Genomic DNA, 16,983 nt, shown 5'->3' with positions numbered 1-16,983 from the left:
TCCGGCAACGCGTCTGGACACATTGCCCCAGCTTCGCTTGTGGGAGCTCGGCAGAAGCCGTCACACTGATCTCCATGGCCGCTCATTCAGGCAGCACGCCGAAAGAGGTACCCGCGTCGGCGTTCCGGCGTGAACTCGGGTTTCGCTTGGCGCAGTTGCGCGAGCGGGCCGACATCAAACAGGACCAGGCCGCCCGGGACGCGGGCATCGTGCCCTCAAGCCTAAGCCGCGTGGAACGCGGTCTTCGCAGCACCAGCTCGGAACTCGTCGCCAAGCTTCTGGATGCCTACGACGCCGGTCCCACCGACCGCGCGGACCTCCTGGCTCTGGTCTCCGAGGACCGCAGCCGCACTCGGCCGTGGTGGAGAAAACACAACGCCGTGGTGGGCAAGACCCAGTACGGGGCCCTGCTCGCCCTCGAGGCCGGCGCCAGGCGTCTACGCGGCTACGACCTCGCGGTAATCCCGGGGCTGCTTCAGACCGACGCCTACGCGGAACACGTGATCCGGACGCTGCGCCCGGAGTTGGACCGACGTCAGGTGCAGGCCCTCGTCGATGTCCGCGTCACCCGTCGACGCCGGCTGCGCGAGTCGGGCATCGCCCACCACGCGATCATCGAGGAGAGCGCACTGACACGGCCCATGGGACCGCCGGAGATCGTGCGCGGTCAACTCGAATCGCTGCTCGAAGGGGCACCGGGCTGCGAGTTCCGTATGCTTCCCACCGCCGTCGGTTGCCATCCGGGACTGTACGGGTCCTTTCTGCTCGTGGACTTCGCCGAGCCCTATCCCAGCCTGGCCTGGGACGAGGACTTCACGCAGTCCAGCTACACCGAGGCCCCCGAGCGGGTGAAGAGCTACGAAAGCGCCTTCGCGCAGCTCTGGGACTTGGCGCTTCCGCCTGCGGAAACATGCGCCCACATCGCAACGAAGATCAAGGAGCTGTCCCCGTGAACAACCCCGCCCCCACCTCCGCGTCCAAGCCTTCGGCCGCGTCGCTCGACCTCGAATCCGTCGTCTGGGCCAAGCCGTCCGCAAGCCTGGGCAACGATAACTGCGTCGAGTACGGCTCGTGCGGCGAGTTCGTGGTGTGGCGCGACTCCAAGAACCCGGACCAGGGTCCTCTCGTCTACACCCGCGAGGAGATCCGGGCCCTGGTCGACGCGGCACGCGCCGGCGAACTGGACCACTTGATCTGACAACCGGCCTGTGGCCAACGCCCGAGGAGGCAGACCGCACCGCAAGCGCGACTGCCTCACCCCGGGCAGGTCACGGGGCGGAAAACGGCTGTCGCCACGTGCACGCATCGCCCGGGGTGCGGGTCGGCAAAGCCCGTGCTCTGTCGTGGCGTCGGCAACGCAACCACCACAGCGATACGTGGGTTGCCCGAGGGACTGCTGGATCGTCCCACCGAGTAGGAGCGGTGATGCGAAGCACCCGATTTCGCGCCCTGGTTCTGGACCGGGGCTGGAACGCCTATGAGACGTTCGACGTGAAGTTCCGCGTCGCGCGGGACGCGCTGGCCGGCCGCGAACGTGAGCCCCGCCTTCAACGCGTGACGGTCTCGCGGCGCAGCTTCGAGCGGTGGATGGCCGGCGACATCAAGTCCCTGCCGCACGTTCACACCCGCCGTGTCCTTGAGCACATGTTCGGCGTCCGACCTGTCGAGCTGTTCGACTCGCCACCCGATGCACCCACGGTGACGCGCGACGACGCAAACAGGCCTGTTGCGGGGCCGGATAAGCGGCGTCTCCTCTCGAAGGCGCTGGTCCACTGCGCGGGCTCGCCGGGCATCCTGGGTGGAGACGAACCGTCCGCGCCGACCAGGAGACCCGAAGTGGAACGTCGTGCCTTCCTCGCCGCCGGCGCCACGGGCGGCCTTGCCGCCTTCGGCCCGCTGGAACTCAGCCCGCTCCTGACGCCCGTCGCTCCCCCGTCCCTTCCCTCGCGGATCACCCCGAGAGAGGTCCGCCAACTCACGGACCTCGCCGACGGGCTCCACGGCTGGGACAACGCCCACGGCGGCGGCGGAGTCCTCGAGTTACTCGCCACCCACTGCCTCCGGTGGGCAGTCGGTCTCCTGTCCGTCGACTGCCCCGGGCACCTCCGCTCCGATTTCCTGGCCGCCGTCGCCCGTCTGGGACTGGTCGTCGGCGCCACCCAGTTCGACATGTATCGCCACGAACAGGCCCGCAGCGCGTTCGGTCTCGCCGTCGAGTGTGCCGAGGTGGGTGATCACTGGCTCCTGCGGGCGAAGGCCTACTCATACCTCGCGCGTCAAGCCATCTGGGTCGGTGATGCGAACGCCGGTCTCACGCATGCCGAACGAGGCCTTGAGTACGCGGATCGCCTGCCCGCAACCGCACGCGCCATGCTGCATACCGCCAGGGCTCGGGCCTACGGAAAGATGGGCCGCGCCCAGGAGACCTTCGCCGCGGTGGGCGCCGCCGACGACGCCTTCGTCCGCGGTGGTCGCGCCGACGACACCCATCCGTTGATGGCTTACTACGACGAGGCCCAGCACAACGGCGACACCGCCCACGCCCTGTTCGACATCGTCGTAGTCGATGGTCGCGACCCGGTAAACGCACAGGAGCGCTTCCGCACCGCCGTACTCGAACACAAGCCGCGGTTCGCCCGTTCCAAAACCATCTCGTGTACCAAACTCGCCTCGCTTCTCATGTGCACGGGCGACCCGCGGGAGGCGGCGGCGATCGGACACGAGGCCCTCGAGATGAGCGGCACACTGTCCTCCCGCAGAGCGGCTGCGGACCTTCGCGAACTCGCCGGATTCGCCGTTCGGCACTCGAAGGTGCCCGAGACTCGCGCCCTCCGGGAAGCGATCACATCTACCTTGCAGTCATGACGAACACGACGGAATCCGCCCGCAAGGCCCTTGAGGAGGCCTGCGCCGCGGCCGGTCTCGATGCTCGCGACGCCCGGCCGATACGCATCGCCGAGAACCAGATCTGGCGCTTGGCCGCAGGCGTTGTCGTGCGGATGGCTCCGCCCGACCGACGCGCGAGCGCCGAGCGGGAGATCCGTGTCGCCCGCTGGCTTGCCGACCACGGCGTCCTCGCGGTGGTCCCCTTGGATGTCGAACAACCCTTGGAGCACGCCGGTCGGGTGGTGACCTTCTGGGAGGAGGCTCCGCCCCACACCCCCGGCACGATCAGGGACGTCGCGCTCGCCCTCAAAGAGCTCCACGCCCTGCCCCTGCCCGATTTCGACATCGGTCGCCTCGATCCGTTCGTACGGATCCCGGAAAGGCTGGCCGCCGCAACCACGCTTACCGACGACGACCGCCAGTGGCTCCTCGACCTCCATCGAGATCTCTCGGAGCGCTGGGTCGCCGGCCTACCCGCCGGCCTGCCGCCACGGGCGATCCATGGCGACGCGTGGCCGGGCAACATCGTCCGCGTCCACGACGGGCGACTCCTGATGGATCTGGAGCGCTTCTCCGTAGGGCCACCGGAGTGGGACCTCGTCTCGACCGCGGTACGCACAACAACCACCGGCGTGGCCTCACGGGGCGAATACGCCGAGTTCTGCGCCCTCTACGGCCACGACGTCACGACATGGGACGGCTACGAAACCCTCGCAGCCGCACGCGAGTTGCGCATGACGACCTATGCGGCGCAGCACGCCGCCAGCCACCCGACCTGGCACGAGCAGGCGCAGTTCAGGGTGGACTGTCTCCGCGGGCGACACGGGTCCAGGCCATGGCACTGGATCGGAATCATGTAGCCCAGCGCTCCTTGGTAGCCGCTTCGAACGAGACTCGCGGTTCGCACCCCCAGGCCGAGGCAGGGTCACGGGTCGTGGGGCATGGCCACCGTCTCCAGTAGAGGGACCGATCGCTGCAACAGCTCCTCGCCGGATTCGCACGTGGCCTCCCACACCGGGAACTGCGTGTGCCATGCCCGCAGGCCCCACCTCCGTGTCGCCTCCTCCTCCACGGCGGCGGCGAACTCCGGCGTGACGGCGGGGTCGTCGCGCTCGCCGGCCGCCGCAGGGGTAGCACCTCGTGGTCACGCGGCAGGCGTGGTACGAACCGCTGGTTCGGTACTTCAGCTGCTCTCGGTTCTGCCCCGGGCCGTCGCGTTGGCGTCCTGTCAGGTTGAGGGAACGGGGCGAACTTGCGTGTCATTTCCCGGAGACTCGGTGCCGCAGTCCAGGCGGCATCGGTCGTCTTGTCCGCCCGCCACCTGAAACGGACGAGAGGAGCGGGGCCACGTCGCTGCGGCGCTCGACCGGCGGCGTCAGGTCCGTGTGGGACGGGCCCGGCGGGCGGCCCGGTATGCCGTGGTCGGGTCGGGCGAGTGTCCGGGTCGGGGTTGCCATTGCTCGTTCCAGAGGGTGAACGGGTGCCAGTGTCCGTCGAGTCCGTACCGCAACTGGATGCCCGTGTCGGTGAGCCGTCCGTCCGTGACGCGCAATTCCCCCAGGGACGCCGGGCCGGTTCGCCGGATGGTGTCCAGCGCGGCGGTGAGCACATCCGGTGGCGTGGGAGCCGGTCCTCGTGCCGCGTGGACGCCGGCAGGGCCGGCGTGGCGGTACGCGATCAGGAGTCTCCGCAGTTCGGGTTCGGCGTGGCCCGTGCGGGAGGCGATCTCGGTGAGGCGGGTGAGGCCGTTGGGACCAGCCAGCAGGCGCACGGTGTCGGCCAGGGCATCGTGGGGGTCCCGGGGCGCGTCGTAGTCGAGGACGGCTTGGGCGTGGTTGGCGGCGTCTCGGATCATGCGGGCGAGGTCGTCGGCGGCGGGTGCGGGCTCGGGAGGGTCCGTGAGGGGCGCGGCGACGAAGGCGGGGTCGTCGAGCGAGGGTTCGGTTGCGGTGACATCGAGCCGATTGGCCCACAGGGTGTGGGTGTGGTCGGCGCGGACGGTGCCGTGCTGGTCGGCGGGCAGGTGGGGCAGGCGTTGTGCGGCTAGGCGGGCACGGAGGACGTCGGCGAGGCTGCGGGTGGGCATGCCGCGTGCGGTCAGCAGGATGGAGGGTGAGGTGCCCAGGTGTTCGGCGATGGCGTGGCCAAGTGCGGCGCTGTGGTCGCACAGCCGCCGGCGCTGTGGCGAGCAGCTGCAGGCGAAGCCGAGTTGTTGGGCGAGGGGGACGACGGTCGCGCCTCCGGCGTGTCCGGGATCGGCGATGAGCGCGGGGACCTTGCCCGCGAGCAGGTCCGCGGAGGCGTGGGGATCGCCCGCGAGTCGGTCGGCCAGGTGTTGCCATTGTTCGTTGCTCAGCAGTGGCAGGGTGATGTGCGCGCGGTGGGCGGTGCCCTTCTTCGTGGTGACGGTGGCGTGGATTCTGCCGGGGACGCCCTGTACATGTTTCACGGCTTTCGCGCCGTGCAGCGCGAGGCCCTTGGCGTAGAGGGGGGATCCGGCGCAGGCCATGTGAAACGTCTGCTTCCACGCGGCGACCAGGGGCCGCATCGACTTGCCGTGTCCGGGGGGTGGGGTCATCGTGTCCCCAGTTGCACGAGCGCGTTGAGCTCTCGGTCGTCGAGGTCGCCGAGCGCGCTCTCGCCGGAAAGCAGGACCGCTTCGCCCAGGGCTCGTTTGCGGTGCAGGAGTGCGGCGATGTGGTCCTCCACGGTGCCTTCGGTGGTGAGGTGGTGGACGTTGACGACGTGGTGTTGGCCCAGGCGGTGGGCGCGGTCGGTGGCCTGGTCCTCGACGGCGGGGTTCCAGGGGCGGTCGTAGTGGACGACATGTGCGGCGCGGGTGAGGTTGAGTCCGGTGCCGCCGGCCTTGACGGACAGGATGAACACCGGCGCGGGGCCCGGGTCGTGCTGGAAGGCGTCGACCATGGCTTGACGGGCCGTGGTGGGGGTTTGTCCGTGGAGGAAGTACGGGGTGCGGCCGCGGGCGCGGAGTTGGGCCTCGAGGAGGCGGCCCATCGTGACGTAGCCGGTGAACACGAGGGTTGCCTCGGCGCGTTCGCGGAAGTTGGCCAGCAGGTCCTCCAGGGTGGCGAGTTTGCCGCAGCGACGCGCGAAGGCGTCGGGATCCGCGGTCGCCCGGTGGATGTCTTCCTTGAGGAACTGGGCGGGTGTGTTGCAGATCTGCCGTAGGGCCTGCAGCAGGGCGACGACGAGCCCTCGTCGGGCGATGCCGATGCTGTGTTCGATGCGGTGCATGGTCTCGCCGACGACGGCTTCGTACAGGGTGACCTGCTCCGGGGTCAGGGCCACGATGCGTTCGTGATGCACCTTGGGCGGGAGTTCGGGGGCGATGCCGGGGTCGCTCTTGAGGCGGCGCAGCATGAACGGGGCGATGAGCGCGGCCAGTCGAGGCGCGGCCTCGGAGTCGGGATTCCTCTCGATCGCGCCGTAGCGGCGAAGGAACGCGGCGCGGGTCCCGAACAGGCCGGGGTTGGTCCAGTCGAGGAGGGACCACAGGTCGCCGAGGTCGTTCTCCACCGGTGTGCCGGTGACGGCGACGCGGGCGGTGGCGTCGAGGCGGCGCAGGGCGGCGGCGGTGGCGGAAGCGTGGTTCTTGACGTGTTGGGCCTCGTCGGCGATCACGAGGTCCCAGTGGTGTCGGGCCAGGAGGTCGGTGTCCTGGCGCAGGGTGCCGTAGGTGGTGAGGACGACGGTGTCGCCGTGGGGGTCGTCGAGTCGGCGGTGGGGTCCGTGGTGCCGGTGAACTCGGGTGGTGGGGGCGAAGCGGGAGATCTCGCGGTGCCAGTTCGCGACGAGGGACGCGGGGCAGATCACGAGGGTGGGGCCCCGGTGGCGGTGGAGGTGGAGGGCGATGGTGGTGATGGTCTTGCCCAGGCCCATGTCGTCGGCGAGCAGCGCGCCGAACCCCAGTTCGGTGGTGTGTGCGAGCCAGGACAGGGCCCGGCTCTGGTAGGCGCGCAGGTCCGCGCGCAGGGCGGGCGGTGTGGGGACGGGGTCGAGCGCGTGCGGGGCGCGGCGCAGTCGGTCGACGAGGTCGGCCAGGGTGCCGGTGGCGTCGCAGGTGGTGGTGGTGCCGTCGATGGTGACGGTGCCGGACAGGGCCGCGGTCAGTGCCTGCGCGGAGGACAGCGGCGGCAGGAGGCGGTGTCGGGCGCGGTGCGCGGTGGTGGGGTCGACGAGCAGCCATCGGTCGCGTAGGTGGATCAGGGGCCGGGTGGTGTCGGCGATCAAAGTGGTCTCCCACTCGTCCAACGGGGTGTCGCCGAGGGTGAATCGCCATCGGAGGTCGACGAGTTTGTCCAGGGACAGGTGTCCCGAGCCGGCTCGGTGGTCGCGGGGTGCGGTCGAGGTGGGGGTGCCGACGACGACGCCGGTACGCAGCGCGTTGGTCAGGGTGGGTGGCCACACGACGCGTATGCCGACCTGCTCCAGGGATGGGCCGGTGTCGGTGAGGAGTTCGAGGAGTTCGTGCGGGGAGAGTGTCGCGCGCGTCGGTGTGGGCTGCGCGGCCAGCGAGGCGAGGGGCGGGAACAGCAGGGCGCCGCGGCGCAGCACGCGCCGGGTGCCGGGCAGCATCGCCGGGGTCAGGGCGGGGTGTGCGGCGGTGCCGTCCCACACCGCCGCCGCAGCCACCGTCGGTGCGTGCGTGTCGTCGGGCGTCGCGCCGTCCGCGTTCGGGTCGGTGAGCGGGGTGGCCGGGGCGAGGTGGAGGACCAGAGCGCAGGTGGGGGATGCCGTGCGGGGGTCTTCGGGGGTGGCGATCCGCAGGACCAGGTCGGAGGTGGGGTGCGGGTTGCGGGCGTCCTCGATGGCGTCGGCCCACGGCCACACTGCGGGTATGGGTTCTCGCGTGGGGGTGCCGGACCAGGGACGGGGGCCGATGACGGTGTGGGTGCCCGCGGTGCGCGTCATGGTGTCGGCGAGGGCGTCGAGAAACGCGTGGATCATCGTTTCCGGTGCGGGCACGCGCACCGGGTTGGTACCGGCGAGGAGGCAGTGGGCATGCGGCGGCAGGACGGACGCCACGGTGGTGATTGCCTCGCGCACGGCGTCGGTGATCGGTCCCACGCGCCAGCAGTCCAGTCCGTCGAACGTCAACGCCGGGTGGATCCGCCCGGCGGCCACCAGGCGCAGGCCCAGGCGGGCGACGGCCCGCCACCCGGTCACTGATGCGTGGACGGGTTCCTCGCGGTCGGCGTCGAGCAGGGCGGGCAGGGCGAGGGACAGCGGCACGGTCCAGCCGGTGGTCGCGGTGCGTCGTGGCATACCGCCGGTGGGGTTGGTCAGGACCAGGTCGCGGGTGCTCGCGCGCAGCGGCTCGGGCAACGTGCCCGGGTGTGTGAGGGGTTTGCCATGGGCGTCGAACAGCAGCATGCGTGTGTGGGCCGGGTGCGGATCCGGTAGCAGCGTCAGGGCGGCGCCGGCGCGCACGAAGCCCTCCACCAGGGCCGCGGCCGCGAACAGGGCCGCGGCCGACACCCCCGTGGGGTCGGACGGGGCGTGATCGAGGGTCGGTGACATGCGGGTGTGCCAGGGCATCGTCTCGAGGCCCGGCGTCGACGTGGCGGGCGCGGTGGTGTGTACGAGCGCGTCGTGGGACACCGGCTCGGACCGGTCGAGGTGGTCGATCGGTTCGTCGGCGGCGGCCGAGAGCACGGCCAGCATGGCGTCCGCGGCCGCACCGCGCGCGCTCGCCTTGCTCGGGCCGCTGCCCTCCGCCTCGAGGGTGCGTTCGCGGTGGGTGCAGGTGACGACGGCGCGGAAACGCAGGGAACCCTCTCCCGCGACACGGTAGTTCGGTTTCCCGATCCGGTCGGCTTGGGCGAACTCGTGCAGAATCGCCACGGGGTTGCGTACCGCAGGCGGGCCGCCGGTGGACGTGGCCACCAGGGTCCGACGTTCGGCGACGCTCCAGTCCTCGGTCTCCAGCGCCGTGCCCGTCATCGGGTCGGGAAGGTCGGCCAGTCGGGCGAGCAGGCTGGCCATGGCCCGCTGGCGCGCGGTCTTACGGGTGTGGGCGACCTGGATGCCGCCGGTGACCGTCGTCTCCCCCGGAACCGACGAGGCCTGCGCGGCGAACGCGGCCTCGACCGCACCGGGAACGTATCCCTCGCGGACGGTGTCCGCCGGTCGCCGGTGCAGTTGGGCATGCATCGACAGGACGCTCGGCGCCAGGGCCACGTTCTCGACGACCACCGCGAGCGCGGCGCGACGGGCAGGCGTCCAGCGCGGATCGTCGCAGGTGCCCAGCAGGAGCAGCCGTAGGTCCCGCACTTCGAGACGGCCCTCAGCCGCACGGTGGACTGCCTCCGCCGTCACCGCCTCGATGTCCGTGCCGTCCAGGGCTTGTTGGAGCATGCCGTGGAAGTCCGCGTCGGCGTCCGCGTCGCGCGGCACCAGCGCGGGACCGCCTGTCGGGGGCGGGGCGGTGCGTTGCCGTGCCAGGAGTGTCGGCGTGGGGAAATGCGGTGAGCGGTGCGTGGTGGACAACGACGAACCCCCGAAGTCTGTGACGTCACGTCATTGTCTCCCGGACGCGGCCGGCCACCGGTGGCACGAGGGATTCGGCGCCCCAACGCAGAGCAAGTCGATGACGGTGGCGGAACTCAACCGGTGACCACCTGCCGGTGTGTGGCCGCAGCCCTGTGAGGGTTCGAGCGGATCCGTTGCTCCGGCTCCGACGGCAGCCCTCACGCGCGGTGGGGTTGTCACGGATCCGCGTCGAGGCCACTTGCCGGCCCTGGGCGGAGCGGTCCAGCGCTGCTCGGCCATCCCCCTGCATAGGCTTGGTATTCCGGTCGGATCAACGGGCCGTGCTGGCTAGTAATCGATCGCGAGTCAGCACATCGGAATGATCAAACTGGGTGGTGGCGACAGGTCTCCCGGGGCGGCCGCCCGGGATCCGGCTTCGGGAACGGTCGTCGACGCGATGTCGGGTGTGACACCGGAGTGGGCCGATAGCGCTGACGGAGAAGGACCGCGCAGTGTCGACCGATGCGTGGGCGGCGGAACTCGGGCGCCGTCACACGTTCCGAGCTGTCCTCGGCCAGCTCAAACGCGTCATGAGGTCCCCACCCGCGCGCTGGCTACACAGCACCGTCCAGACTCCCCGCCGCGCCTGGCACCGCCATCTTGCCGCCATCTTTGTCTCACGGCCGCCCGCGATGGTCCTACGGAGCGTGAAGTAGGCGACCGAATCGCGCTCTAAGTCTGTTTCGACAGGGGCATTCGCGTTACCTCGGTTGCCCATTCTCGGTCCTGAGCAACGTGACCATGACGGCAACATGGCGGTCGCGTGGCGTGGCGTCCCGCCGCTTGGCACGCAATCGTGGAGCCGGTCGGATACGTACGGCAACGACTCGGCGACCCAGGGTCTCCCGATGGCACGAAATCGAACGGCCGTCGGCCTCTGATCGCCACCTCATCGACCTCATCGATCACTTCCTGGACGGTACAAGTTGCTGCCCCGCGCGGGTTTGTTGGCCAACGACGCCGACACCTTCTCCATCCTGTACATCGCGGCATTGAACGCGGGCTACGTGCCGGTGGTTTCGTGCATCGACCCGCACGGTCCGGCCGACGAGGACACGAGCACGGGCGTGTCTCGTCTGGCCGCCGCATTCGTCGGACTCCCGCCCGGAGTCGTCCTGATGGCGCCGGTGGCGTCCGCGTCGATCGCGAACGCCCTGCGGGGATTCGACCTCGACGTGCTCGTCGTGTATCGCTGGACGGGGCCGCTGCCCGAGGAGATCCTGACGGTTCCCCGGCTCGGCGTCGTGCGCGTCCACGACTCGCTTCTCCCGCGGTGGCGAGGACCGCGTCCGGTCGAGGCGGCGATCCGCGCGGGCGACCCCGTCTTCGGGGTCACCGTCCACTACGCGGACGACGTCGATACCGGCACCGGGCCCATCCTGGCGCAGAAGGCGATCCCCCTGCCGCAGGACACCGATCGCACCGCGGTGGACCAGCAGTTGCGGAACGCCGCCGAGGACATCCTGGCCGGCGCGCTCGAGTCCGTCGCCGAGGGCGAGTCCGGGACACCCCAGGACGAGTCCTCAGCGACACACTCGGGACTCCCGGACGAGGACGACACGTTCGACGTCGTCGATCCGGCCGGGTCCCGGGAGACGCTGCACAACCTCGCCCGGTGCCATCGGTACCTCGGACTGGCCGGACCCTCGACCGTCCTCAACGGCGTGGACGCCTTCGTCGGCCGCACCAGTCTGCGACCCGGATACGGAGCAAGGCTCGACTGTGGGGACGGGCCGCTGTGGATCACGCGAGCCGTCCTCGACGCGGCCCCCGATGCCTGTCCGTTCCTGAATCCGTCACCGGGCACAGACGCTGCGGAGGAAGGTGTCGACGTGACGGCCCCGCCGCGGGCCTGGACGACGCGGGAAGGCTCGGTGGACGCCCTCGCCGTCGTCGACGACCTCGCCGGGGCCGTGTACGACGTCGTCGTCGCGGCCGTGGCCCGGCTGGGACTGGTGGAGAGCCCGATCCGCCTCCGGGGGATCGCCAGCCTGGCGGCCGCGCACACCGCGCGCCGACTGGGACTGGACCCTCCCGTTCTCACCCCCACCTCGTTGACGGCCCTGACGAACCTACGCCGAAGTCGTGGGCCCTTGACGCCCGATCAGGTCCGCGCCCTGGTCGCCTGCGCGAGGGGCCTTCCCGAGCACCGGGCCGCCGAGGCGTTGGAGATGTCGCCGGAGGAGTTCACGAACGCCCTCGACGACGCGTGCTCCGCCCTGGAGTCGGCCGGCCCCGCAGCCGCCGTTGCCACCGCGTATGCCCTGGGGCTGCTGTCGGAGGCGGACCATGCCGTACCCACCCCATCCGAGACATGCCGCGAGACTTCCGACCGGCGCCCCGCACACGACACGTCGAGGGCACGGCACCAGGGTGCCGCGCCCTTGGCCGGAGACACCAGAGAAGAGCAATGACACGAGCACTCGCCGACCGCCGACTGTTTCCCCACCAGAGGGAGGCCGTCGACAAGATCCTCAAAGTCCTGGCGGAGAACGACAGGACCACGGCGGTGATGGCCTGCGGTACCGGTAAGACCCGCGTCGGGGGCGAGGTCGCGCATCTGGTGGCCCACGCCGGCGCGGGACACGCCCTCGTGATGGTCCCGACGCTGGAACTGATCGGGCAGACGATACGGGAGTGGCGCGAGCACCTCGGCGATGCGGCTCTGGGGCGGGTCGTGGCGGTCTGCTCCGACCGCGAGGTCCTCGCCCGTGACCGCGGCGAGCTGGCCGTCCGCGGTGCGGCCGTCACGACAGATCCCGCACAACTGGCCCGGCTCGTGGCCGAACCGGGCCCGGTGACCCTCGCCTGCACTTACCACAGCCTCCCCGTCCTGGCGGAAGCGCATGCACGATACGGGCTCGCCGCCGCCGACATCGCCGTGATCGACGAGGCCCACCGAACCGCCGGCGTCCCTGGCAGGCCCTGGGCGGCCGTGCACGACGACTCCATCGTCCGCGCACGGCGTCGCCTGTATCTGACCGCGACCCCGCGCGTGGTGGTCAGCGACCAGGACGATGTCGTGAGCATGTCGGACGAACGTGTCTTCGGCCCGGTGGCCCACCGCCTGGCGTTCTCCACCGCCATCCACCAGCTCGGCCTTCTCGCGTCATACCGCCTGGTGATCGCGGTCGTCACCAGCGACGAGGTCCGCGCCCTCATGGGGCGGGACAACCCCTATCTCCGGGTAGGGAACGCGGCCGTCTCGGCACCCGCCCTGGCCGCACAGGTGGCCGTGCTGCGCGCGGCGCGCACACACGACATCCGCCGCATGATCACCTTCCACCGGCGGGTCGCCGACGCCCGCTGGTTCAGCACGATGCTGCCCGATGCGATGTCGCTTCTGGACCCCGCCGAACGCCCCTCGGCCCTGTGGTCGGGCCACGTCCACGGCAAGCAGGACGGAAAGACGCGCCGGGCTGTGCTGGATCGACTGGGCTCGGACGACGAAGGCCTCGTTGTCGTCACCAACGCGCGTGTGCTGTCCGAGGGCGTCGACGTGCCGGCCATCGACGCGGTCTGCTTCCTGGATCCTCGCAGCACCATCGACACCATCCAGGCCGTCGGACGCGCCCTGCGCCGCACCGACCGCACGCGGCCCAAGACCGCGTCCATCGTGGTTCCCGTCCTTCTCGATCCGGACGAGGATCCTGAAAGCGCCCTCGCGTCTGGCCGATTCGGTCCGGTCTGGCAGACCGTGCGGGCGCTGGCCGCCCACGACGAGGATCTGGCGCGTCAGTTGGAACAGGCCCGCCGCGCCATGGGGGAAACCTCCGCAGGCCCGGGCCTGCAACAATCACCAGGCCAACTTCCAAGTTGGCTCTCCGTCACCGGGATCCCCGTACCGCCCGGCTTCGCCGATGCCGTCTCGGTGCGCACCGTGCGCATGACCACCAGCTCCTGGGAGGAGAACGTCGGGCGCGCGGCGGCCTTCCACGCGCGCGAGGGCCACCTCGCGGTCCCCCACACCGACCCCCTGGCGACATGGATCGGCCATCTGCGCCAGTTCCACGCCAAGGGCACCCTGGCCCCCGAGCGGGTCGACCAGATGGAGGCCCTCGGCATGATCTGGTCGGTGCCGGCGCTGAAGCTTCACCGACTCGTCGAGGAACTGCGCGCGTTCGAACGGCTTCACGGCCATCTCCGCATCCCGAACAACTACACGGTCCACAAACCCAATGAGGAACCTTACAAACTTGGCCAAATCGCGAAATTCCTGCGTGTGTCCCATGTGCGAGGCGAGGTGCCCCCGGAGAAGGTCGCTGTCCTGACCGCAGAAGGGTTCGTATGGGACACCGCTGCGCACGACTGGGAGCAGTTCTGCAGGGATTTGGCGGCCTTCAAGGAGGAACACGGCCATCTCGACGTGCCTCAGGATGCCACCCGAGACGGGCGGCCCATCGGCCAAACCGTCAGCACCTACCGCATGCATCCCGACCGGCTCACCAACGAACAGCGAGCCAGGCTCGACACCGTCGGGTTCGTGTGGAGCGCGTTGGAGTACCGCTACCAACTGCACCTCGAGGCCCTCAAGACGTTTCGAAGCCTTCACGGACACGCACGGGTACCCCGCCGACACGTCGTACCCGGCCCCGTCCCGCTCCGCCTGGGGCAATGGCTGACCATTCGCCGCACGGACTATCGCAAGGGCAGGCTCTCCGAAGCTCGATATCGCCAACTGCTCGCCCTCGGTGTCGAATTCACCATCAAGGACGACGCGGCACGATGAGCGGCCCTTCGCCGCCACAAAGGCACGTGAAGGACCAACCTCGGGTACCCACGGTTGGTCCGGCGCCGAGCCGGCCGTCGTCCACCGATTCACGTCCGCACGCCACCGACCGCAACACCGGCAGTTCCCGGCTCGCTTCACCTTTCCTTCTCGGAGGCACCCGTGCATCAAGGCCCCTTCAACCTCGACGCGCCAACGCCTGCGTGGTGGAGGCGGTGACCCGCACAGGCCGGCGACGTCGTGACCGGGCCGCCGAAACGATCGCCCGCGGCGCGGCCAGCGGTAGGGAGCTGTTCGGCGGCAGGCTCGTCTATGACCATGGCGCCTTCGCACACCAGAACGCGCACCTGCAACTGTCCCTGCTCGGCACGTTCCGGCAATTGCCCCGGCTCGTCGCCGCGTCGGTACGCCTGGCGTGGCGCACCGACCCCCGGGCGCTGTCGGCCGTCAGCCTCGCCGAGCTCGGGCGCGGTCTGGCCGGCGCGTTCAGCCTGCTGGCCACCAACCAGGTCCTGGTGCGGTTGTTCGCCGCCGGCGCCACCCCGGACCGGGTGCGCGCCGCGCTGCCCGCGCTGATGGCGCTCGCAGCGTCCGGCATCGTCATCTCGCTGCTGCAGGCCGTGTCCACCACCGCGTCCGGGCGCCTGGAACCCAAACTCGAACGCGCCGCGGAAACCTCTCTACTGAGCAAGACCGCCAGGGTGGAGATGGCCACCCTGGAGGACGGCGATTTCAAACGGCTCTTGCAGTCGGCGAACTGGGGCACGGACGCCTCGCGGCGCATGATCTCCTACACGATCGGCATCGCCAACGCGTTGATCTCGCTCGCCGCGGCCGGAACGGTACTCGCCGTGCTGCACCCGGTGCTGCTCCCCCTCCTCGCGCTGATCACGGTGCCGCAGGCCTGGCGGGCGGTCCGTGACGCACGGCGCCGCTACACCTCCGTCCAGCAGTGGATCGATCACAACCGGCAGCAGGGCGAAGTCGGCTGGCATCTGCGGCACATCGGCTCGGGGCCCGAGATCCGCGTACACGGCGTCGGCGACTACCTGGTGGGGCACTACAAACGGATGGCCGCGGCAAGCGAGGCCGAGGAGAGCCGACTCGCCCGCGCCGAAGCCGTCACCGGGCTGCTGTCGGCCGCGCTCGCGGCCCTGGCGACCGGCGCGACCTACGTCGTGCTGGGGTGGCTGACCTGGACCGGCCGCACCGGACTGGCCGCGTCCGGCACCGCAGTCCTGGCGATCCGCACCGGCACCGGCGCACTCACCCGCCTCGTCGAACAGGTCCAATACACGTACAAACAGTCGCTGTTCGTCCAGGACCTCGAACGGACCTGCGCGCTCGCGGACGAACACGCCATCCCTCGCGGCGGCCTGCCCGTGGAAGCGTTCCCCGACGAGATCCACGTCGACAACGTCACCTACACCTACCCCGACCGGGACAAACCCGCCGTCGACGCCGTCTCACTGACCATCAAACGCGGACAGATCATCGCACTCGTCGGCGAGAACGGCTCCGGCAAGACCACCCTGGCAAAGATCATCGCCGGACTGTACCGGCCACAATCGGGACACATCCGCTGGGACGGCATCGACGACACCACCCTGGACCGCGACCAACTCTTCGCCCGTGTCGCCCTGATCTCCCAATCGTTCACCGAATGGCCCTTCACCGCCGCCGCCAACATCCGCGTCGGCCGCCCCACCCTCACCGACGACACCGCATGCCCCGGCACCACGACGATACCCGGCCCGCGCGGCCGGACCGCCGCCAACGCGGAACACCCGGAGCCGGGCCCGGACGCGGCCCTGGAGGCCGCCGCCCGATACGCCGAGGCCGACCACGTGATCGACGAACTGCCCAAGAAGTGGAACACCTTGCTGGACCGCTCCTACATCGGCGGGGTCGCCCTGTCCGGCGGCCAGTGGCAACGCATCCTCCTCGGCCGCGGCGTCTACCGCGACGCCGACCTGATCATCGCCGACGAACCGACGTCCGCCCTCGACGCCCGAGCCGAGATCGCCGCGTTCGAACGAATCCGCGCACTCGCCGACGACGGGCACACGATCATCCTCATCACCCATCGCCTCGCCAGTACCCGACTCGCCGACCACATCTACGTCCTCGACCACGGCACCCTCGTCGAGCACGGCAGCCACCGGGAACTCCTCGCCCACGAGGGGCGCTACGCCGCCATGTACCGCATGCAGGCCGAGCAATACGACACCACGCCCACGACCGATGCAGCACACACAAACGATGGCCAGCTACCCGTAAGCGAGAAGCCCTCAACCTGAGCAGCTCATCCAGCGCACCGACCTGACGAGGCCTGCCCCTGGGGCATGCTCCCGCGTGGTCTCGACGTAGACGGTGGCCACGGACATACCGATCGCCGACTGTCCGTCGACATACCGGCGAGCTCATTCCTCAGACTCCACTCGCACTTCACCCAAGGCGGATGGGGCACCATACTGCCGCAGTGGCATGGACGAGAGCACCGACGACCTGCTCCGCCAGTAGCCAGAGCGGATGGCAACCGCGGGTGGTTCCTTGGGCAGGCACCCGGGCTGACAGCAGGACCAGTGGACAGTCACAACTCGCCGGTCCATAGCGCGGGATTAGAAAGTACTTCCTCCGCGTCGAGCGCCAGCGCGCTTCACAGCCCGACAGCGCGACACGAGTTGTCCCGAAAAACCGGCGTAACTCCAGGCGCGTCGTGGCTGGGCAGCAGGCCCACGATGGCAGAATGGTAATATTTGCCCCGAATTGCAGTAGGAGTCGAGCTGTTCACGGGCGCGCCGTAGACGACCGAT

At 70.0% G+C, this 16,983-nt stretch carries 9 protein-coding genes; 7 read left to right on the top strand and 2 right to left on the bottom strand.

Annotated elements, in window-relative coordinates; all coding sequences use genetic code 11:
• Positions 1-74 precede the first annotated feature (74 nt).
• The 4 genes from ACMXN5_RS49565 (at position 75) to ACMXN5_RS49550 (ending at position 3,746) form a co-directional block, all read left to right on the top strand.
• Entirely contained in the window at positions 75-953 is an 879-nt protein-coding gene (locus ACMXN5_RS49565) for a helix-turn-helix domain-containing protein (protein WP_439681606.1), read from the top strand.
• Positions 950-1,198, top strand: a complete 249-nt coding sequence (locus tag ACMXN5_RS49560) for a DUF397 domain-containing protein (RefSeq protein ID WP_439681605.1) — start codon at positions 950-952, stop codon at positions 1,196-1,198. Before ACMXN5_RS49565 ends, ACMXN5_RS49560 begins: the two co-directional genes overlap by 4 nt.
• Before the next feature lie 227 nt (positions 1,199-1,425).
• A complete protein-coding gene (locus ACMXN5_RS49555) occupies positions 1,426-2,865 on the top strand; it encodes an XRE family transcriptional regulator (protein WP_439681604.1) in 1,440 nt (479 codons plus the stop codon).
• Positions 2,862-3,746, top strand: coding sequence for an aminoglycoside phosphotransferase family protein (locus ACMXN5_RS49550; RefSeq protein WP_439681603.1), 885 nt, complete (start codon positions 2,862-2,864; stop codon positions 3,744-3,746). The genes ACMXN5_RS49555 and ACMXN5_RS49550 overlap by 4 nt, the downstream gene beginning before the upstream one ends.
• A 515-nt stretch (positions 3,747-4,261) precedes the next feature.
• On the opposite strand, the gene ACMXN5_RS49545 is transcribed toward ACMXN5_RS49550, so the two are convergent.
• Entirely contained in the window at positions 4,262-5,464 is a 1,203-nt protein-coding gene (locus tag ACMXN5_RS49545) for a hypothetical protein (protein WP_439681602.1), read from the bottom strand.
• A complete protein-coding gene (locus ACMXN5_RS49540) occupies positions 5,461-9,396 on the bottom strand; it encodes a DEAD/DEAH box helicase (RefSeq protein WP_439681601.1) in 3,936 nt (1,311 codons plus the stop codon). The genes ACMXN5_RS49545 and ACMXN5_RS49540 overlap by 4 nt, the downstream gene beginning before the upstream one ends.
• Before the next feature lie 968 nt (positions 9,397-10,364).
• On the opposite strand from ACMXN5_RS49540, the gene ACMXN5_RS49535 reads away from it, so the two are divergent.
• From ACMXN5_RS49535 to ACMXN5_RS49525, 3 genes are all read left to right on the top strand, one after another.
• On the top strand, positions 10,365-11,852 hold the full coding sequence (locus tag ACMXN5_RS49535) for a methionyl-tRNA formyltransferase (RefSeq protein WP_439681600.1): 1,488 nt from the start codon (positions 10,365-10,367) through the stop codon (positions 11,850-11,852).
• Positions 11,849-14,167 carry a Helicase associated domain protein gene (locus ACMXN5_RS49530; protein ID WP_439681599.1) on the top strand — a complete coding sequence of 773 codons (2,319 nt, stop codon included), beginning with the start codon at positions 11,849-11,851 and terminating at the stop codon, positions 14,165-14,167. The genes ACMXN5_RS49535 and ACMXN5_RS49530 overlap by 4 nt, the downstream gene beginning before the upstream one ends.
• Before the next feature lie 215 nt (positions 14,168-14,382).
• Entirely contained in the window at positions 14,383-16,467 is a 2,085-nt protein-coding gene (locus ACMXN5_RS49525; RefSeq protein WP_439681598.1) for an ATP-binding cassette domain-containing protein, read from the top strand.
• The last annotated feature ends 516 nt before the right edge of the window (positions 16,468-16,983 follow it).

Origin of the sequence: Embleya australiensis, assembly GCF_051903075.1 — a bacterium.
Classification (GTDB): Bacteria; Actinomycetota; Actinomycetes; order Streptomycetales; family Streptomycetaceae; genus Embleya.
Note: the sequence above shows the minus strand (reverse complement) of the source record. Positions and strands in the feature narration are given on the sequence as shown.

Coding starts and splice junctions, on each gene's coding strand:
- ACMXN5_RS49565 (WP_439681606.1), top strand. CDS start 75: ATGGCCGCTCATTCAGGCAGCACGCCGAAAGAGGTACCCGCGTCGGCG.
- ACMXN5_RS49555 (WP_439681604.1), top strand. CDS start 1,426: ATGCGAAGCACCCGATTTCGCGCCCTGGTTCTGGACCGGGGCTGGAAC.
- ACMXN5_RS49530 (WP_439681599.1), top strand. CDS start 11,849: ATGACACGAGCACTCGCCGACCGCCGACTGTTTCCCCACCAGAGGGAG.
- ACMXN5_RS49550 (WP_439681603.1), top strand. CDS start 2,862: ATGACGAACACGACGGAATCCGCCCGCAAGGCCCTTGAGGAGGCCTGC.
- ACMXN5_RS49545 (WP_439681602.1), bottom strand. CDS start 5,464: ATGACCCCACCCCCCGGACACGGCAAGTCGATGCGGCCCCTGGTCGCC.